This window comes from Zunongwangia sp. HRR-M8, from assembly GCF_027594405.1.
Taxonomy (GTDB): Bacteria; Bacteroidota; Bacteroidia; order Flavobacteriales; family Flavobacteriaceae; genus Zunongwangia.
This window is the reverse complement of sequence record NZ_CP115161.1, coordinates 1,152,185-1,171,872: the sequence shown is the minus strand read 5'-3', so window position 1 is coordinate 1,171,872 and position 19,688 is coordinate 1,152,185. Positions and strand designations below refer to the sequence as shown.

Genomic DNA, 19,688 nt, shown 5'->3' with positions numbered 1-19,688 from the left:
CTATTGTACAGCTTGTATTGCTTCTATTGTATTTTTCATTACAGGATCTTCTTTAAATTTTTCGTACATAGGCTCTACTTTTTCACGAAATACTTTTTTATCTGGATAGGTAACTTTTACTCCCGCTTTTTTAATTTCTTCTAAAGCATGCTGTTCAGCTTCGTGCCAGATTTTTTTCTCATATTCGGCAGATTCCATAGCGGCTTCTTTTAACCATTTTTGTTCCTGTTCGTTCAATTTATCCCAGATAATTGTACTCACTATTAATTCGTCTGGTAGTGCTGTATGCTCATCTACCATAAAATATTTACAAACCTCGTAATGATAAGAAAGGTAAAAACTTGGTAGATTATTTTCCGCTCCATCTACAATGCCTTGCTGCAATGCAGTATAAAGTTCTCCCCAACTAATTGGTGTTGGAGAACCTCCAAGATTTTTCACCATATTAATTGCAGTTTGGGATTCCATAACTCGTATTTTCTGCCCCACTAAATCATCAGGATTATTTAATGGTTCAGTGCTGTAGAAACTTCTACTACCGGCATCATAAAACGTAAGTCCTCTCAAACGATTTCGTTCACTAGCTAGCAAAAGGTCTTGTCCTATCTCGCCTTCCAGGACATTAAAACGGTGATCGCTATCTCTAAACAAAAAGGGTAAACCGAAGACTTTTAGTTCTGGAGCAAAATTTTCTAATACTCCTGTAGAAACCTTTGTCATTCCTAAACTCCCAATTTGTAACAATTCGAGACACTCTCTTTCCGACCCTAATTGCTGATTGGGGTAGATATCGATTGTCATGGTTCCACCAGATTTTTCTTCTAGACGGTCGGCCATGAATTTCATTGCTTTATGTACTGGATGAGAAGTATCTAAACCATGCCCCAATCTTATTATTTTTGTTTGATCTTTCGATTGGCAACCTGCTAAAATAAGCAGGCTACACAACGAAAAGTAAAACAAGTATGTTTTTCTTGGTATCTTCATTATCTTAAAGATTCAACTATTTTTATGGCTTCTGCTACTTTTGCCTGAACTTTTTGTAAATCAAACTTTCCATCTTCATTTTTAATAAAAAGTTTAGATCCTATCCCTACACAATGTACGCCAGCAGCAAACCATTCACTTAAGTTTTCTTTTGTTGGGGAAACCCCGCCTGTAGGCATTATACTTGCCCACGGTAAAGGACCTTTTACTGCTTTTACAAATGAAGGGCCACCTACCTGAGAGCCTGGAAAGATCTTTACTACCTCAGCACCTAACTCTTCCGCATAGTTAATTTCTGTTACCGAACCACATCCCGGCATCCAGGCAACTTTGCGTCGATTACAGGTTTTAGCCATTTCAGCATTTACTAAAGGTGAAACGATAAAGTTTGTTCCTAGCTGAAGATAAAGTGCGCTTGTACCTGCATCTATCACCGAGCCTACACCAAGCATCATACCTGGTAATTCTTTCGTGGCATATTTAACCAAATCTGCAAAAACTTCATGTGCGAAATCACCTCTATTAGTGAATTCAAAAACACGAGCTCCGCCATCGTAACATGCTTTTAAAACTTCTTTACAGGTTTGTATATCAGAATGGTAAAAAACAGGAACAATTCCTGTCTCTTTCATCTGTTGCGCTACCGCTATTCTTGAATATGTTGCCATTTAATAATGGTTATAAGTTAAATTTTCCATGTTTTGTATTGACAAGAATGGTTATTCCAAACTTGTTTCCACATCGAATTACATTCTTAGTGAGATGAGATCCCGGATCCAGTCCGGGATGACGCACTCGTCATATTTCATAATTCTAATTTCTAAGATCTAAACTCTAATTTCTAGAAAAATAAATCTTATCTTTTTATTCTTCCGCCGGTGCTTCCTTCTGCTACTTCTAAAACTTCTTCGGGACTTACCAAATTAGCATCACCTAAAATCGTATGTTTTAAAGCACAAGCCGCATTTGCGAATTCTATTGCTTTTTGATCATCAAAATGAAGCAATCCATAGATAAGTCCGGCCGCATAAGCATCTCCCGTTCCTATTCGGTCTACAACATTTGTTATTTCTAATTGTTGAGTTTCAATATATTCTGAACCTGTCCAAGCATGAGCGTAAACCTTCTGCCAGCTTGCACTAACGCCTTCTCTTATTTTATCAAAAACTTTTTCAATAGAAGGACATTCTTTAATCAATTCTTTACTAGCAGCAATAAATCCTTCTTTAGAAAAATCGAAATCAGTTTTTAAAATCTCATTAATTTCGTTGACGCCACCAATGAATATAGTAGACATCCCCACTAATTCTTTTAAAACTTGATGACCATCTTTACCATATTTCCAAAGATTACTGCGGTAAGCGGGATCTGCAGTAACTGCAACTCCTTTTTCTTTAGCGATCTGCAAGCCTTGTTTCAAAGTTTGGTAAGCACTTTCTGAAACTGCTGGAGAAATCCCCGTCCAATGTAAAAAACCGGCATCCTTTAAAATTCCCTCCCAATTTACACTTTCTGGTGTAATATTAGCAAAACTTCCTTGTAAACGATTATAAGCAATTTTACTCGCTCGAAGGCCTGATCCTACTTCTAAAAAGTAAAGCCCAAGAGGATGATCTACCTTGTTAACAGCAGATACATCAATCCCGAATTTTCTCATAGCAGTGATAGCTGCGTCACCTACTAAATCGTTTGAAACATTAGTTATTTGTTGCGTTTTTTCACCGAAATAAGAAAGTGAAGCCGCAACGTTCATTTCTGTCCCTCCGAAATAAAAATCCATGGAAGTAGCCTGCGGAAGTTTTCTGTTTTCCGCTGGTGATAATCGCATTAGAACTTCTCCAAAAGAGACGATCTTTTTATGTTGATTTAATTTCTTCATCTAAAAATTGAAATAATCTTTGGCATTTCCATAGCAAATTTTTGAAATAGTATTTCCTACCAACTCCATATCTTCTGGTAATTCTCCTAAAGCTATTTCTTTTCCGAAGAGATTACATAATACTCTTCTAAAATATTCGTGTCTTGGGAAAGAAAGAAAACTTCTAGAATCGGTTAACATTCCTATGAAACAACTAATTAAGCCCATATTAGAAAGTGCGTTCATCTGCTTTTCCATACCATCCTTCTGGTCTAAAAACCACCAACCTGAACCTAACTGTACTTTTCCTTTTACACTACCGTCATTAAAATTACCAATCATTGTGGCAAAAATCTCGTTATCGGCAGGATTGAGATTATACAAGATAGTTTTAGTTAATTTATCTTTTCCATCGAGCGTATCTAAAAACTTAGAAAGCTTTTCAGCCTGACTATAATCACCAATCGAATCCCATCCAGTATCAGGCCCCAACTGCGCTAACATACGCTTGTTATTGTTACGTAGCGCTCCTAAATGGAATTGCTGCACCCATCCAAATTGATGATAAGTTTTCCCTAAAAATAATAGTAATGCAGTTTTAAATTTCTCTACATCACCAAATGAGATCTCTTTTCCTGCAAGCTTACTTTTGAAAACAGCGTTTACTTCAGCTTCTGTAAAGTTCTCAAAGCTCATAGAATTTAGCCCGTGATCACAGAGTTTGCATCCATTTTCGTCGAAATATTGAATACGCTTCAAAAGTGCATCTTTTAGATCCTGAAAACTCTGAATATCTATCTCGGCAACTTTACCTAATTCTTTTAAATAATCGGTATAACCTTCCGCATCAATTAAAATTGATTTATCTGGACGAAAAGCTGTACTTACTTTAATGCCAATATTTTGTTCTTTGATGGTTTGATGATGCTTTAGGTTGTCTGTAGGATCTTCTGTAGTACATAAAGTTTCTACATTCATCTTATTCAACAAACCTCTACAAGAATTTTCTTTTTGTTGAAGTTGCGCATTTACATTTTCGTAAATTGAAGAAGCATTTTTTTCATTTAGCAACTCCTCAATCCCAAAATAACGTTTTAATTCTAAATGCGTCCAGTGATATAATGGATTTCTAAGCGTATGCGGAACTGTTTTCCCCCAAGCCTCAAACTTTTCTTTATCGCTTGCATCGCCAGTAATAAACTTTTCGTTTATACCTAAAGTTCGCATCGCACGCCACTTGTAGTGATCCCCGGCCAACCAAACTTTAGAAATATTCTCGAATTGCGTATCGGCAGCGATCTGCGCCGGTGGTAAATGATTATGGTAATCGATAATTGGTTGATCTTTTGCATAAGAATGATACAGCTCTTCTGCATATTTATTCTCTAAAAGGAAATTATCGGTTATAAATGTTTTTGTACTCATTTTTCTATTTTTCAATATTTTGAGAAAAATTATCTTCCCATCCAGCCACCATCTACGGTAACAATACTCCCACTCATATAATCACTTGCTTCTGAAGCTAAAAATATAGTAGGACCTTTAAAGTCTTTTGGTTCGCCCCAACGTCCTGCTGGGATTCTAGCTAAAATTGCTTCGCTTCTTTCCTCATTATCACGCAAAGCTTGAGTGTTATCTGTAGCAATATAACCAGGAGCAATCGCATTAACCTGAACTCCTTTGCCAGCCCATTCGTTAGAAAAAGCCATCGTTAATTGACCAATTGCACCTTTGGAAGCCGCATAACCAGGAACGGTAATTCCGCCTTGGAAGGTTAACAATGAAGCGGTAAAAATCACTTTACCGTGACCACGCTTAATCATTTCTTTACCGATTTCTCGGGTTAAAATGAATTGCGCGTTTTGGTTAACCTCAATCACCTTATCCCAATATTCATCAGGATGCTCTGCTGCCGGTTTACGCATAATGGTACCAGCATTATTGATTAAAATATCTATTTGTGGATTTTCAGCTTTTGCTTTCTCAATAAATGCATATAGTGATTTTCGATCTGAAAAATCACACTGGTAAGCTGTAAAATCTTTTCCTATTTCTTTGATTCGCTTTTCGATTGCCGAACCTTCTAATTCTAAAGAAGCAGAAACTCCAAGAATATTTGCTCCGGCTTCTGCTAAGGCTTCTGCCATTGCAAAACCAATACCGCGTTTACATCCGGTTACTAAAGCTGTTTTTCCTTCTAAACTAAATAAACTCATAGATTGCTTCTTATTTAAGTTCGTCTGGAGTTACTTTATCCATATCTCCATAATCTAAATTTTCACCGGCCATTCCCCAAATAAATGTATAGTTTGAGGTTCCTGCACCTGCGTGAATAGACCATTCTGGAGAAATAATTGCTTGATGATTTTTCATAAACACGTGACGTGTTTCATTTGGTTGTCCCATAAAATGGCTAATGGTTTGCCCTTCTTCTAAATCGAAGTAAAAGTAAACTTCCATTCTGCGTTCGTGCGTATGTGGTGGCATCGTATTCCAAACGGAACCTTCTTGAAGTTCTGTCATTCCCATTTGAAGCTGACAAGTTTCTACCACGCTATTTACGATCAATTTATTAATCACACGTTTGTTTGAAGTTTTACTATCTCCCAACTCAACAATTTCTGCCTCAGCTCTAGTGACTTTTTTGGTAGGATTTACTCTGTGTGCAGGCGCAGAATTAATGTAGAAATAAGGTTGTTCATCGGTAGCTTCGAAAATTACTTCTTTAGAACCTCTACCTACATAAATAGCTTCACGGTGACCAATTTCATAAACCTTACCATCAACGGTAACTTTACCTTTACCACCAACATTAATCACTCCTAATTCACGACGATCTAGAAAGTTTTCTGCTTTTAACTCGTCGATAGGCTCTAATTTTAACGCCTTATTTACCGGAAATGCACCACCGGCGATATAGCGGTCATACATGGTATAGGTTAATTTTATTTGATCCTTTACAAAAAGCTCCGGAATAAGAAAATGTTCACGAAGTTCTTCTGTTGTATATCTTTTCACATCTTCGGGATGATGTGCATATCTAAATTCTGATGTTGTCATAATTTTTAGTTATTTTCTGATTTTATAGAATAAAAGAGCAATTTATTCATAATTAGCGAAAATTGCATCCCGGACTAGCCTGAGAATTATTTGATACTAATTTAGAATTATGCAATCGATTACACAAATTATTTTTCTCTTTTTTTAGTAAATATTTAATATAATCTCAGTTTACAAATAATATTAAACCCCACTAAACGCATTAAAGCCCCCATCGACCGGAATTACCGTTCCAGTTACGAAAGCTGAGGCATTGCTCGCTAACCATACCGCAGCACCCTGTAATTCTTCTGGTTCACCGAAACGTCCCATAGGTGTTTGATCTACAATTTTTTGTCCGCGATTAGTTAAAGAACCATCTTCGTTTAATAATAGATCTCTGTTTTGTTCCCCTACAAAAAATCCGGGCGCTATGGCGTTCACGCGAATTCCTTCGCCGTATTTATGGTTCATTTCTACGGAAAGCCATTTGGTGAAATTATCGATCGCTGCTTTTGAAGCGGAATACCCCATAACCCGAGTAATAGTTCTTTGTGCGGCCATCGATGAAATATTGATAATACTTCCCTTTTTTTGTTTTACCATTTCTTCGGCAAAAACAAGCGTTGGCAATACAGTTCCGTTGAAGTTGAGTTGATTTACACCATCTAATGCGTCCAAAGAAAGATCAAAAAATTCTTGATCTGGAGTAATCACGGCGCCTTTTTTATTTCCGCCGGCGCCATTTACCAAGATATCGATACTTCCCCATTCAGAAAGTACTTTTTCCTTTGCGCTTTTTAAACTTGATCTTTCCAGAACATCAGCAACCAAGGCTAGAGCTTCTCCTCCACTATTTTTAATTTCTTCAACTCTACTATTAACTGTTTCTTCCGTTCTACCCAAAATCGCCACTTTAGCACCGTTTTTTGATAAACCATGAGCGATTGCTCCGCCTAAAACTCCATTTCCTCCAGTAACAATAGCTACTTTTCCGTGTAATTCAAACATATTATTATTTCAATGCGTTTATAATTCCAAATTCTAATCCGCGTAATTCTGCTAAACCACGTAACCTTCCTATTGCAGAATATCCAGGATAATAAGGTTTCCCCTGGTCGTCCATCATTTCGTGACCGTGATCTGGCCGCATCGGTAAAAGCCGATTTTTGCCCTTGGAGCATTCATAAAAAGTCTTTACCAAATCGAACATTTTAGCACTTCCTTCTAAATGATTGGCTTCATAAAAATGATAGGGTTCTACGCGATTTACCGAACGTAAATGCACAAAATGAATTCTATCATGCCAGGTTTTTATAATTTCGGGAAGATTATTGTCTTCCGAAGCACCTAAACTTCCACTACAAAATGTTAATCCGTTATGCTTTGATGGGACTTTTTCAAAAATAAATTTCAAATCTTCAGCATTGCTCACAATTCTGGGCAATCCAAAAACAGGCCATGGCGGATCGTCTGGATGCACTGCTAAAACTACATCATACTTTTCAGCAACCGGAATTACCGCTTCTAGAAAATAAATCAGATTATCCTGAAGTTGTTCTCTGGAAATACCATCATATTGTGCCAGACCTTTTTTCAATTTTTCAATAGTAAAACCATCTTTATCACCTGGCAATGCCATTAAAAGACTTTGCTTTAAGACTTTAATTTCTTCATCTGAAAGACTATCATATTTTTCACGCGCTTTTTGCAAAATATCATCTGAATATGATTTTTCAGCATTTTTACGTTGCAGCATATACACATCGAAAATCACCACATCGATCATTTCATGTAATAATGCCGTGCTTCCGTCTTCTAATTCAAACCTAACGTTTGTTCTTAACCAATCCAAAATCGGCATAAAATTATAACAAATGGTTTTTACGCCACATGCTGCTAAATTTTTAATGCTTTCTTTATAATTTTCGATTAACTGATCTCTTTCTGGTCGCCCTTGCTTTATAAACTCATGTACAGGCAAACTTTCTACAACATTCCAATGTAGTTTAAAAGAATGTAATCGATTGCTCTCTTCGAGCAAATTAATACGTTCCTGAATATTTTCCTGTGTCCAAATATCGCCTACAGGAATTTGATGTAACGCCGTAACCACACCATGAGCACCGGCCTGTTTTATACTATTTAGCGAGACAGGATCATTGGGACCATACCATCGCCAGCTTTGTTCGAAAATCATTTTATTTATTTAGTTTTCTAATTTTGTTTCTTTTAATAAACCGTAAGGTAAGGGTTTATCGATTGTTTTTAAATATATAAAATCTAAAGCAACTGCCGGATCGATCATATAAATATTTAAAGTATGTTTTCCCGACTTTAAAAGTTTTACGGGTAATCTTGCTTCAGCTTTATTACTAAGAACATTTTCTTTCCAAGTTGCACTTCTTCCATGGGTTTCGAAATTTAGAATCTCAACTGGTTCATTATCCCATTGAACACCTACTCTCAGGCCATGTTTATTAGTTATTGGATGCGTAGGAAGCGCATTAATAATTAATTCTGCATTATCGGTAATCGTTTCCGTAGTGATCTCATAACTCAATTTTGCATGATTTTTTTCAAAATTTAAAGTATCTAAGGAATTTTTATCAAATGGCATTGCCTGCATTATCGCACCAGAATAGCCTAAACCATCAATCTTTTGCCAATTATTATTTTTGAAAGTTGATTTCTTTTGAAAGTTCTCAGCATACACAACGGTTATCCCGTTTTTCTCGAAAACACCTGATTCTCTATACTGATATTCTTTAATTTGAAGATCTATTTGATGAAAATCTCTACCTAGTTGAAGTATAAAATGATCATCATTATTTCTAGATTTTCTATATTGATTCCAGTTTATTTGAAAATAAATTCGGCTTTGAAGTTCATTGAAATCTGAATTTAATTCACCATTTCTGTTAGAAACCATTATCCATTCCGGAAGATCATTTAAACTCCATTTTACGATTCCTTCTTTGGTAAGAAAAATATCCATAAAATAGGTATCGCTAGCGCCTTTATAAAAAGTTGGTAGTTTATTCACTTTGTCAAAATCTCCTTCAATATAAAAATCAACCGATTTTTCGATATTCTTGATTTTAGAACTGAATTCTGGTTTCTCGAAAACCGGTAAATTTCTAGGTTTCATCGACATGATTCCGTTCCATTTTCCATCAACTATTCTATTATACCTTTCTGTAATTTTCTGAATACTATCATACGCAGCTAATGATTGTTGCTGAAATATTTTTGTGCTCAATCTTCCCTGTTTTGCATATTTTTCGGCTAAATCGCGATTCAACTGCTTTTCATTCATAAACATTGCGCCCTTAATTGGATATTGCACTAATTGAAAATAGGTGTTTTTTAACGAATCTGGACTATTTTCAAAAACACGATCTGATTGTCTTCCTAAATTTTGATATGTTTCTAATCGATGCTGAATCTCATCGCCGTAATCAAATGCTGAATATGAAGTAGACTTAACTTCCGTAGTAGGTTCGGTTTGGCTCCAACCCATAAATTCCGGTTTGCGTTCCCAGGCTAAATCGTAATATTCTTTTCTTAATGCTGAAATTTGAGTTCCAAGTTCTTTTCCGAAGATAGTTTCATAGAATTCATTTTTATGATTTTCAACTTTTAAAGCAGATTTAAATCGACTCATATCATAAGCCATATCTAAAAATAGCTGCATATTATATTCCGCAGGTTTCAAATCTCCAACATTCAGAATCCAGATTTTACGAGCATTCATTTGATAGGCTTTATGCATTTCTTCCCAAATTAAAGCGGGATTGGTCGTACTAAGCCACAAATAATCGTGCGGACGCCCCCAATACGACGCGTGATAATAGACTCCCGCACCACCACTTCTGGCACGCTCTTTCTCATTTCCTAATCTTCTAATGTATCCGTAATTATCGTCGGTCCAAACCAGCGTTATATCATCTGGTAACTTCATGCCGTAATCATATAAATCTAGCACCTCTTTATACACGGTAAAGGCTTGTGGAATTTCAATTGCACTTTTCCCTCGATATTTTTCTAACATTGCGCGCTGATCGGCAATCACTCTTTCTAACAAATTCGCGGCTTCTTCGATACTTTTAACGCCTTCCATTCCGCTATCGTGAATGCCTCGCATTCCAATAGTAAATATAGCATCGATATCTTTAGATTCGGCTACTCGATCTTCCCAGTACTTTTTAACGGTGTCCTGATTGCTTTTGTAATCGAAATGGCCAAACTCCTTTTTCCATTCATCGACATTATTTCGCAACATCGGTTCGGCATGCGAGCTTCCTAAAACAATATGATACTTTTGGGCTATTTCAGGATTTCCGGGATAATGAAAGAATGCTTTAGTCGACGGGTGCATTGCCGGCCAAATAGTATTCGCTTTCAATCGTAATATTAATTCAAAGATTTTTGAATACGTTTTCGGCCCAATATCGTCTGTTTCTTGTTCAAAATTTTTGGAAGCCCAGGGTTGCAATCCCCAATCTTCATCATTTAAAAATATACCCCGAAATGCTACCGAAGGTTCTTTAGAAAAATAAGCTTCCGAAGGAAAATCTAATTCATCTTTATGAGTTACGGGAACATCTGCCCACCAATACCAAGGTGAAACACCATTTTTTTCAGCAAAATCGAAGATTCCATAAGCAGTTCCGCGAGGATCAGTTCCTGCAATAATAAAATGCTTTTTGGCTTTAGACCAACCTTGATAATAACTTTCTTTTTGTTGCTGAAATGACTTTGGAATGTCTTCTGAAAGATTTTTTTGAATAAATTCAGAATCAATACTACCTACTAAGATTGCTGATTTTTGAAAGGCTTTATCTGACGTAAGAACATTTGGTTTTTTACCGGTCATTTGAAAAATATCTTCCGCAAGTAAATGAGCAGAAATAGAATCTAAACTACTGCCATTTTTATCGTAGCAAATAGTGCTAATCGAGAAGGCTTCACTTTCCATTTTTTGCTTTTGACATGCAAAACAGCTAATCGTAAGGAAGCAAAAACAACATAAAATATATCTCAATTGAAGCATTAAAACGTTTTAAGTATAAATATAGTAAACTACTTAAATCACTCGTCCTGTTCTGTCATGAATTTTAATAATTATGCGTGGTTAAATATCTCACAAATAAATATTTCCAAGTCTTTTGAATTGTAAATTTAGATCACTAATAGAACCATAAAAATGAAAAATGATTCCACTACTTATCCTATAGCGCCATCACTTGGCATGGGCGCAATTATAGAAGAAAACTTTACCACCTTTAGAGTTTGGGCACCCCATGCAAATCGTGTTGCGGTTACCGGAGATTTTAATGATTGGAATCCAGATGATCTAGAACTGGAAGCTGAAGATAATGGCTATTGGGCCGGTACTACAGATAAAGCTAAAAAAGGCGACCAATACAAATTTCTTATCCACAATGGCGACCAATCTCTTTATAGAAATGATCCTTATGCTTTTGAAGTAACCAATAGTGACGGAAATTCTATAGTTAGAGACCTTAATTTTGACTGGGAAAATGATGAATATCAATTACCTTCCTGGAACTCTCTTGTGATCTACGAATTACACGTGGGAACTTTTAATCGCAAACATCCCGATCAAGTAGGAACATTTGACGATGTTATTGAAAAACTAGACTATTTAAAAGATCTTGGCATAAATTGTATCGAATTATTGCCGGTGGCAGAGTTTGCCGGTGGAATTTCTTGGGGATATAATCCAGCTTATCCTTTCGCTATCGAGCAGGATTATGGAGGTCCTGAAGGATTGTTTCGTTTGGTAAAGGCTGCGCATCAACGCGGAATTGGAGTAATTATGGATGTTGTTTACAATCATCTTGGCCCATCTGATGTTGATCTTTGGCAGTTTGATGGATGGCACGAAAATGATAAAGGAGGTATTTATTTTTACAACGATCACCGTAGTGCTACGCCTTGGGGAGACACGCGCCCAGATTATGGCCGTGCTGAAGTAAGACAATATTTTAGAGATAACGCTCTCATGTGGATAGAAAAATATCATTGCGATGGGCTGCGTATGGATGCAACCTCTTACATTCGTTACGAAGGCGGTGGTTTGGGGTTTGATACTGAAATTTTAGAAGGTATTATGATGATGCGAGATATCAATGCTGAAATCAGATCGAAATATCCTAATATTATTACTGTTGCTGAAGATCTGAAAGCTGATAATATTGTTACTGCAGATGTTGAAAATGGCGGCTTAGGATATGGTACCCAATGGGATATGAAATTTGTGCATCCGGTTCGAGAGGTTTTAACCACGATGCAAGATGATGACCGTGATATAAAAAAAATTGTCGATGCGATCACATATAGATATAATAGCGATGCATTTAATCGTGTAATTTATACTGAATCTCATGACGAAGTTGCTAACGGCAAAGCTCGCGTACCAGAAGAAATACAGCCAGGAGATGCAGAAAGTGTTTTCGCTAAGAAACGTGCGATCTTAGGTTTAGCATTGGTGATGACCTCTCCGGGAATACCTATGATTTTCCAAGGACAGGAATTTATGGAAGATGGTTATTTTCAGGATAACGTTCAGTTAAATTGGGATAAATTAAACAGAATGGAAGGTATTGACCATTTAAGCTCCGATCTTATAAAACTTAGAACAGGAGAAATATCGGGTGCAGATGGTTTAAGAGGGCAACATACAGAAATTGTCCATTGTAATAACGAAACTAAAATATTAGCCTTTAAGCGAACTACCGATGAAAATCCTGTGCTTGTGGTACTCAATTTTTGCAATAAGGATTATCAGGATTACGGAATTGGCATACTGGAACAAATGGAGTGGAAAATAAAATTCAACAGTACTTGGAAAGGTTATGACGAAGATTTTTCAGAACTTCAAGTTCAAGACGTTCAAAAATTACATGAAGCTACCGATCAAAAAGAATGGACCGGTAAAATTAATATTCCGGCTTATTCGGCATTAATTTATACACTTAACTAATATTTTTTGAATTTCGACCATATATCATAAAGAATTGTGGTCACCTTCAATTTGGTTCAGGGTCTCTTCACTAATTTGTTTTAAAATATAGAATGAGATTCCCGATCAAGTTCTAGAATGACGAAAGTAGGAAGTATTACAAATTACAGATAATCGATAATTGTAAAGTCTGAAGATTAATTTCTTCAGGTTTTTCTTATTGCCCTTTACTTATCATTCAAACTAATCGGGATCTTTTTAATATTTGTTGTTAAACTTATAAGCTAGTTTTTATATTTATGGTTTGAATCCAGCAGCTATTTTAGCAGTTAAAAAGCTATGCCAGTGAAAAACGAAAGATATACAAGACAAACGCGACTTCAGGGATTTGGCATAGCAGGCCAGCAAAAACTAGCAGAAGCAAGTGTTTTGGTAGTTGGAGCAGGTGGCCTTGGTGTTCCTGTTCTTCAATATTTATGCGGAATGGGTGTCGGCAAAATTGGTATCGTAGATAATGATATTATTGATATAAGCAATTTACAACGCCAAATTTTATATACAGAAAGTGATATAGGCAAATCTAAAGTTGAAGTAGCGAAACAAAAATTGCAAGCTTTAAATAGCGAAATTGAGATTACGACGTTTTCAACTTTTATTTCTACGGAAAATGCTTTAGAAATTATTGAAAATTTTGATGTCGTTGTCGATGCTTCAGACAATTTTGCAACGCGATATTTGGTAAATGACGCATGTGTAATACTAAAAAAACCATTGATTTACGGAGCGATACAAGCTTTTGAAGGTCAGGTTAGTGTTTTTAATTATCAAGGCGGTCCCACTTATAGATGTCTATTTCCTGAAATGCCAAATCCTCAAGAAATCCCAGATTGCAACGAAAATGGAGTCTTGGGAATTATCCCCGGAATCATAGGAAGTTTACAAGCTTTAGAAACGGTAAAAGTGATTACCGGAATAGGTGAAATACTTTCTGGTAAATTAGTATTGTTTGACGGATTAAGTCAACTTCAGCAGCAAATAAAATTCAGCTTAAATCCTAAGAATTTAGAAATTGAAAAGCTTCAAAAATCCTATGAATTTAGTTGTACTTCAGAAATTAATGATATTAGTGCTGAGACCTTTTTAGCAAAATGGAATTCTGAAAATATTCAATTAATCGATGTTCGAAATCCTGATGAGATCAAAAAGCAAAATCTCGAAAATACCTCTCATCAGCAGTGGCAAAATATTCCGTTAACCAAACTTAATTCGAAATATAAAACTATCGAAACTCAAAAACCAGCATTCTTTTTATGCCAGTCGGGCGTGCGCAGTTTAAAGGCTATTCGCTTACTAAAAGAATTAGGATTAACTGGTAATTTTATAAATATTAATGGCGGAATTAATGCCATTACTAAGGTTAAAAATGATACTTTGTAAGTTAGAATTCCTTTAAAATTTCTAAAATAAACTAGGCAGTTTCAACCTGAAAAGAATTCATTAAATTTTTAAGGTAAGGCACAAAATTATCTTTTGATCGTAATTTATCCCACGCTTCACGTCTTTTAAATTCATCATTAATTTTACCAAGAAAGAAATTATAAATTTCCGGATATTTTGAAGTATAAATTTCAAAATTGAAAATTACAAGATCCATTTTATACTCTGCCTTAGATTGCTCTCTTTTATTTGAAGCCACTGATAGCAAAGATTTACTTTCATTAAATTCTGAAATAAATTTCTCTAAAACCGAAAAGTGACGAAAAACTAAATAATTCATAATTGATATAAGTATAATTGGTTAAACTATTATACGTACAAATGTATTATTCGGTTTCAGCCATCTCAATACCCTCAAGAAGGGATATTCTTACTTTTTTAGAATTCACCCTACATAAAAGTTCTGTCTATTTCTTTTGAAAACCGCCGTAAACACTATGATTTTCATACAAATACTTTTAGGTTTATTTTTCATTAAACAAAAAAAGACCGCATTATAGCGATCTTTTTTCAAAATAAATTATAAAAATTTAATATGCGTTAGCGATTATTTGCTCGTAAAGCTCCTGTTTTCCACTTATTTGTTTTGGTTCTCCATTTGCTTTTCCTAATTCGCTTAATTGCTCTAAAGTAAGTTTTCCAGTCTCAAAATCCTTACCGCTACCACTATCGAAACTTGCATAACGATCTTTTCTCAAGCTGTTATATTTTGTGTTTTTAAGAATATGATCTGCAGTAATAAGACCTCTTGCAAATACATCCATCCCGGCAATATGAGCTATAAATTTATCTTCAAGATCTGTAGAATTTCTTCTAACTTTTGCGTCAAAGTTAATTCCGCCACCTTGTAAACCACCACCTTCAAGAATAATCATCATGGCTTGGGTTACTTCAAAAAGATCGATTGGGAATTGATCGGTATCCCAGCCGTTTTGGTAATCTCCGCGGTTAGCATCTATACTTCCTAACATCCCAGCATCAATCGCTGTTTGTAATTCATGCTCAAACGTATGCCCGGCTAGTGTTGCGTGATTTACTTCAATATTTAGTTTGAAATCGTCTTTAAGTCCGTACTTATTAATAAAACCTAAACAAGTTGCAGCATCGTAATCGTATTGATGTTTTGTAGGTTCCATAGGTTTTGGCTCTAAAAAGAAATTACCTTTAAAACCTTCTTTTCTAGCGTAGTCCCTACACATTCCTAAAAACTTAGCCAAATGATCCTGCTCTCTTTTCATGTCAGTATTTAGCAGGCTCATATAACCTTCACGACCACCCCAGAAAACATAATTTTCGCCTCCCAAAGCAATTGTTGCATCCAGAGCTATTTTAGCCTGTGCACCAGCGTAAGCAACCACATCAAAATTGGGATTTGTAGATGCTCCATTCATGTATCTTGGATTACTAAACAAATTCGACGTTCCCCAAAGTAATTTGAGTCCGCTTTCCTCCTGCTTTTGTTTAGCATATTCTGTAACGGTCTGGATTCTCTTTTCAAACTCTCCCAAAGTTGGTGCTTCATCCACAAGATCTACATCATGAAAACAGTAATAAGGTACACCAAGCTTTGTCATAAATTCGAAAGCAGCATCCATTTTATCTTTTGCGCGCGCCACGGGATCTTCTTTTTTATCCCATTCAAACACTTCGGTATCAGCACCAAATGGATCGCCCCCTTTGTTGTTGAACGTATGCCAATAAGCCACCGCAAACCTTAAATGCTCTTTTAAAGTTTTCCCCGCTACTACTTTATTTTCATCATAATATTTAAAAGCCAAAGGATTATCACTCTCTTTACCTTCAAATTTTATGGTATCGATATTTTTAAAATAATTACTCATAATATTAAAATTTAATCGCTTTTTTCCAGTTATTATATATTGTCTTGTATTCTTCTACTAACTCTGGTTTTGGTTCTATAGTTTGTAAGCATTCTAGGCTGCCGAAAGCTTCTTCTAATGTTTCGTAATGTCCGTAACCAAAAGCCGCTCCTCTTGCCGCACCATCAGCACCATTAGTTTTGTAAAGTTGAAGTGTGGTATTTGTAGTATTCACGAAAATTTCTCTAAAAACTTCGCTCAAAAACAAGTTATCCTTACCTGCACGCACGGTTTTTCCAGAAGCACCAACTTCCTGCATAATTTCAAAACCGTAATTCATCGCAAATACGATTCCTTCGCAAGCGGCACGCACTAAATGCGGTGTTTTATGGATATTAAAGTTAAGATTTGAGATTCCGGAGGATACTTCTTTATTCTGAAAAATTCTTTCTACACCATTCCCAAAAGGATGAAAAATTAAACCTTCACTCCCCGGTTTAGACTTTGCAGCCATTTCATTTAAATAATCATAATCCAATAATTGCTCATTTCCGGTAGATAAAATATTGCGTAACCACTGATATAAAATCCCCGAGCCATTAATACAAACCATTACTCCGTTTCTATTTTCCTGCTCTTGATTATTTACGTGTAAAAAAGTATTAATACGGTTATCTTTATCGAAAGCATGATTTTCGCTAACCGAATAAATTACTGCGGAAGTTCCTGCAGTGGTGGCAATTTCTCCCGGGCTAAGTACATTTAGAGACATCGCATTATTGGGCTGATCCCCGGCACGATATGTAATTTTCACATCTTCTGAAAGCCCTAATTCTTTAGCGATTTTTGAAGATATCGTGGCATGATCACCAAAATTAGAAACAATCTCTGGAACTAGATCTTCTGAAATTTCATAATAATCTAAAATCTCAGTAGCCAGCCGATTTTCTTTGAAGTGCCAGAGCATCCCTTCAGACAAACCTCCTTTACTTATCTGTGCTTTCTCGCTAAAACAAGCTGCGATATAATCTCCCGGAAGCATCATATAAGCCGCTTTTTGATAAATTTCAGGTTCATTCTCTTTTACCCACTTCAATTTTGAAGCAGTAAAATTAGCGGGACTTCCCAAAATCATTTCGTGGCATTTTTCTTCACCTATTTCATGAAAAGCATTTTCTCCTATCTCTGCCGCACGACTATCACACCAAATTATTGAGGGTCTAACCGGTTTTAAGGTATTGTCTGTTAAAACTAATCCATGCATTTGATAGGCGATACCAATACTCTTTATTTTGGATAAATCAATATCAAATTCAGTATGTAAACGTTGTAGTGCAATCTTTACATTTTCCCACCATTGATTTGGATCTTGCTCTGCCCATCCAGGCTTTGCGGCTTCCATGGCCATTTCAGACTTTGGCTCTCCCACTGCGGCTATACTTTTGCCCGCGTGAGCATCGAAAATGGATAATTTTACAGAGCTACTTCCCAGATCTATTCCTAAAAAATACATTCAATGATGGTTTTATAATTTTAGATTCGAACTACTAATAGTTTATTTGACTACAAGTATAATTTAAATTTTGACTATTATCAAAAATTAAAGACTAAAAATGACTAATAATGAAATTAAATTTGAAATATTAAGATATAAACGATTAGCGGATCATCGAGAAAGAAAAAATCTAAAATTTCGCTATAACCATAATTTTAGATTTTTCACTTTATTGAAATTCTCACCTAGATTTTGACCGTAGTTAAATAGAAACCAATTTCTCCAGAGCAAGCCCAAGCAGCATTTTATCGGAACGCATTTTAAACTTTAAAGATTACTGGCTAGGCGAGCCTCGGATTATTTACCATCCTGAGAACAAAAAAGGCTAGCTTTAAAAGCTAGCCTTTGTATTATCTAAATTATTGTGAACAACTATAATAACGTACTTGGGCAAACATATTCCGTTCTTGGAATTGAAGTTTCTTTTATCGATTTAAAACCTCCGGTAACATCTGTAAGATCAGTCCATCCCCGTTGTTGTAAGATTGAAGCTGCAATCATGCTGCGGTAACCGCCCGCACAATGAATAATAAACTTCTGTTCCTGTGGAAAGCTTTCTAAATGCTCATTAATCTGGCTAAGCGGTACATTTATGGCTCCTTCGATATGTTCTGAATCGAATTCACTTTTTTTACGAACATCTATTATTGCAGTTCCATTTTCAAATTCATGCTTTAGTTTTTGCGCAGAAATCCGGTTTATACGCGCAACTTCTTTACCTGCTTCTTTCCAGCTCTGGATACCGTCCTTTAAGTATCCCTGTGCATTATCATAACCTACTCTGGATAATCTGGTAATCGCTTCTTCTTCAGTTCCCTCTTCGGTCACTAATAGAATAGGCGTTTCTAAACTTGGTATCATTTCTCCAACCCATGGTGCAAAACTTCCGCTTAAACCAATATTAATACTATTTGGCACATGCGCTTCTGCATAAGCGGTCGCATTACGGGTATCTAAAATAAGGCATGCATCACTATTTGCTTTTAGCTCAAATTCTTCTGGAACTAATGCTTTACCGGCCTGTTTCATTACATTATCAAAACTTTCGTAACCACCGATATTCAATAAAACATTCTGCGGAAAATATTTAGGAGGTGCGGTAAGACCATTTAATAGTTCATCTATAAACTCATCTTTGGTCATATCGGCTCTTAGTGCATAATTTGTTTTCTTTTGATTACCCAAGGTGTCGGTAGTTTCCTTACTCATCTTTTTACCACAAGCAGATCCCGCACCGTGATTTGGATAAACTATAAGATCGTCGCTTAGGGGCATTATTTTATTTCTTAGAGAATCGTAAAGGTAGCCTGCAAGTTTTTCCTGGCTTAAATCTGAAACCACATGTTGGGCAAGATCTGGGCGACCAACATCTCCAATAAACAAAGTATCGCCTGTTATTATGCCGTGCTCTTTGCCCTTATCGTCTATCAATAAATAGGTAGTACTTTCCATCGTATGGCCGGGTGTATGAATGGCTTTAATGGTATAATCCCCAATTTTGAAAACCTGACCATCTTTAGCTATCAAAGCAGGGTAATCTGGTTTCGCATTTGGACCAAAAACAATTTCTGCTCCTGTTTTTTTCTGAAGATCTAAATGCCCGCTTACAAAATCTGCATGAAAATGAGTCTCAAATACAAACTTGATTTTAGCATTATCACTTTCAGCTTTTTTTATATAAGAATCTACTTCTCTTAAAGGATCGAATATTGCGGCTTCTCCATTACTTTCTATGTAATAAGCTGCATGAGCTAAACATCCGGTATATATTTGTTCTATTTTCATATTTCTATTTGAAAAAGGATAATTTAAATTTTATTTATGCAAAAATAAAAGAAGATTAAAGACTAGCCGGTAACACTTACGATAAATATTAAATTTCCTTTCAGTATAAAAGTAAAAAGGAGACCCCGAAAGATCTCCTTTTTAAATCAAATCACT

Annotated in this window: 15 protein-coding genes; 2 read left to right on the top strand and 13 right to left on the bottom strand. The window is 35.8% G+C overall.

Translation table 11 applies throughout. The features are described from left to right. The 9 genes from PBT89_RS05075 to PBT89_RS05035 all read right to left on the bottom strand — a co-directional run bounded on the left by PBT89_RS05075 (position 1) and on the right by PBT89_RS05035 (position 10,865). A complete protein-coding gene (locus PBT89_RS05075) occupies positions 1-987 on the bottom strand; it encodes a TRAP transporter substrate-binding protein (RefSeq protein ID WP_270063672.1) in 987 nt (328 codons plus the stop codon). Then, complete coding sequence (locus PBT89_RS05070) at positions 987-1,655, bottom strand: bifunctional 4-hydroxy-2-oxoglutarate aldolase/2-dehydro-3-deoxy-phosphogluconate aldolase (RefSeq protein WP_270063671.1); 669 nt, start codon at positions 1,653-1,655, stop codon at positions 987-989. The genes PBT89_RS05075 and PBT89_RS05070 overlap by 1 nt, the downstream gene beginning before the upstream one ends. A gap of 188 nt (positions 1,656-1,843) precedes the next feature. Continuing rightward, on the bottom strand, positions 1,844-2,866 hold the full coding sequence (locus PBT89_RS05065; RefSeq protein WP_270063670.1) for a sugar kinase: 1,023 nt from the start codon (positions 2,864-2,866) through the stop codon (positions 1,844-1,846). Beyond that, a complete protein-coding gene (gene uxaC, locus PBT89_RS05060; RefSeq protein ID WP_270063669.1) occupies positions 2,867-4,270 on the bottom strand; it encodes a glucuronate isomerase in 1,404 nt (467 codons plus the stop codon). It abuts the gene before it with no gap. Positions 4,271-4,299: 29 nt separating this feature from the next. Continuing rightward, positions 4,300-5,061, bottom strand: coding sequence for an SDR family NAD(P)-dependent oxidoreductase (locus tag PBT89_RS05055; protein ID WP_270063668.1), 762 nt, complete (start codon positions 5,059-5,061; stop codon positions 4,300-4,302). 10 nt (positions 5,062-5,071) lie between these two features. Then, the gene (kduI, locus tag PBT89_RS05050) at positions 5,072-5,905 is read right to left on the bottom strand and encodes a 5-dehydro-4-deoxy-D-glucuronate isomerase (protein WP_270063667.1); all 834 of its coding nucleotides are present in this window, start codon (positions 5,903-5,905) and stop codon (positions 5,072-5,074) included. Positions 5,906-6,088: 183 nt separating this feature from the next. Further along, a complete protein-coding gene (locus tag PBT89_RS05045; RefSeq protein ID WP_270063666.1) occupies positions 6,089-6,895 on the bottom strand; it encodes an SDR family oxidoreductase in 807 nt (268 codons plus the stop codon). 4 nt (positions 6,896-6,899) lie between these two features. Next, entirely contained in the window at positions 6,900-8,084 is a 1,185-nt protein-coding gene (uxuA, locus tag PBT89_RS05040) for a mannonate dehydratase (protein WP_270063665.1), read from the bottom strand. A gap of 9 nt (positions 8,085-8,093) precedes the next feature. Then, positions 8,094-10,865: a glycosyl hydrolase 115 family protein gene (locus PBT89_RS05035; RefSeq protein WP_270063664.1), complete on the bottom strand. Its 2,772-nt coding sequence runs from the start codon at positions 10,863-10,865 to the stop codon at positions 8,094-8,096. A 228-nt stretch (positions 10,866-11,093) separates the two neighbouring features. Here PBT89_RS05035 and PBT89_RS05030 point away from each other — a divergent pair, with 228 nt between their 5' ends. Further along, positions 11,094-12,896, top strand: coding sequence for an alpha-amylase family glycosyl hydrolase (locus PBT89_RS05030; protein ID WP_270063663.1), 1,803 nt, complete (start codon positions 11,094-11,096; stop codon positions 12,894-12,896). A gap of 324 nt (positions 12,897-13,220) precedes the next feature. Continuing rightward, a complete protein-coding gene (gene moeB / locus PBT89_RS05025; protein ID WP_270063662.1) occupies positions 13,221-14,312 on the top strand; it encodes a HesA/MoeB/ThiF family protein in 1,092 nt (363 codons plus the stop codon). Positions 14,313-14,343: 31 nt separating this feature from the next. Here the strand turns inward: moeB and PBT89_RS05020 are convergent, their stop codons facing one another. The 4 genes from PBT89_RS05020 to PBT89_RS05005 form a co-directional block, all read right to left on the bottom strand. Then, positions 14,344-14,652 (bottom strand): hypothetical protein, encoded by a 309-nt coding sequence (locus PBT89_RS05020; protein ID WP_270063661.1) that lies wholly within the window; start codon positions 14,650-14,652, stop codon positions 14,344-14,346. A 250-nt stretch (positions 14,653-14,902) separates the two neighbouring features. Further along, complete coding sequence (xylA, locus tag PBT89_RS05015; RefSeq protein ID WP_270063660.1) at positions 14,903-16,213, bottom strand: xylose isomerase; 1,311 nt, start codon at positions 16,211-16,213, stop codon at positions 14,903-14,905. A 4-nt stretch (positions 16,214-16,217) separates the two neighbouring features. Next, positions 16,218-17,705 carry a xylulokinase gene (locus tag PBT89_RS05010; RefSeq protein WP_270063659.1) on the bottom strand — a complete coding sequence of 496 codons (1,488 nt, stop codon included), beginning with the start codon at positions 17,703-17,705 and terminating at the stop codon, positions 16,218-16,220. A gap of 414 nt (positions 17,706-18,119) precedes the next feature. Next, positions 18,120-19,532 (bottom strand): MBL fold metallo-hydrolase, encoded by a 1,413-nt coding sequence (locus PBT89_RS05005; protein WP_270063658.1) that lies wholly within the window; start codon positions 19,530-19,532, stop codon positions 18,120-18,122. Between the last annotated feature and the right edge of the window lie 156 nt (positions 19,533-19,688).

Excerpts from the sequence above, each read along its gene's own strand:
- kduI (WP_270063667.1), bottom strand. The coding sequence starts at position 5,905 with ATGACAACATCAGAATTTAGATATGCACATCATCCCGAAGATGTGAAA.
- PBT89_RS05070 (WP_270063671.1), bottom strand. The coding sequence starts at position 1,655 with ATGGCAACATATTCAAGAATAGCGGTAGCGCAACAGATGAAAGAGACA.
- PBT89_RS05055 (WP_270063668.1), bottom strand. The coding sequence starts at position 5,061 with ATGAGTTTATTTAGTTTAGAAGGAAAAACAGCTTTAGTAACCGGATGT.
- xylA (WP_270063660.1), bottom strand. The coding sequence starts at position 16,213 with ATGAGTAATTATTTTAAAAATATCGATACCATAAAATTTGAAGGTAAA.
- uxuA (WP_270063665.1), bottom strand. The coding sequence starts at position 8,084 with ATGATTTTCGAACAAAGCTGGCGATGGTATGGTCCCAATGATCCTGTC.
- PBT89_RS05045 (WP_270063666.1), bottom strand. The coding sequence starts at position 6,895 with ATGTTTGAATTACACGGAAAAGTAGCTATTGTTACTGGAGGAAATGGA.
- PBT89_RS05075 (WP_270063672.1), bottom strand. The coding sequence starts at position 987 with ATGAAGATACCAAGAAAAACATACTTGTTTTACTTTTCGTTGTGTAGC.
- PBT89_RS05030 (WP_270063663.1), top strand. The coding sequence starts at position 11,094 with ATGAAAAATGATTCCACTACTTATCCTATAGCGCCATCACTTGGCATG.
- PBT89_RS05035 (WP_270063664.1), bottom strand. The coding sequence starts at position 10,865 with ATGGAAAGTGAAGCCTTCTCGATTAGCACTATTTGCTACGATAAAAAT.
- uxaC (WP_270063669.1), bottom strand. The coding sequence starts at position 4,270 with ATGAGTACAAAAACATTTATAACCGATAATTTCCTTTTAGAGAATAAA.
- PBT89_RS05005 (WP_270063658.1), bottom strand. The coding sequence starts at position 19,532 with ATGAAAATAGAACAAATATATACCGGATGTTTAGCTCATGCAGCTTAT.
- PBT89_RS05020 (WP_270063661.1), bottom strand. The coding sequence starts at position 14,652 with ATGAATTATTTAGTTTTTCGTCACTTTTCGGTTTTAGAGAAATTTATT.
- PBT89_RS05010 (WP_270063659.1), bottom strand. The coding sequence starts at position 17,705 with ATGTATTTTTTAGGAATAGATCTGGGAAGTAGCTCTGTAAAATTATCC.
- PBT89_RS05065 (WP_270063670.1), bottom strand. The coding sequence starts at position 2,866 with ATGAAGAAATTAAATCAACATAAAAAGATCGTCTCTTTTGGAGAAGTT.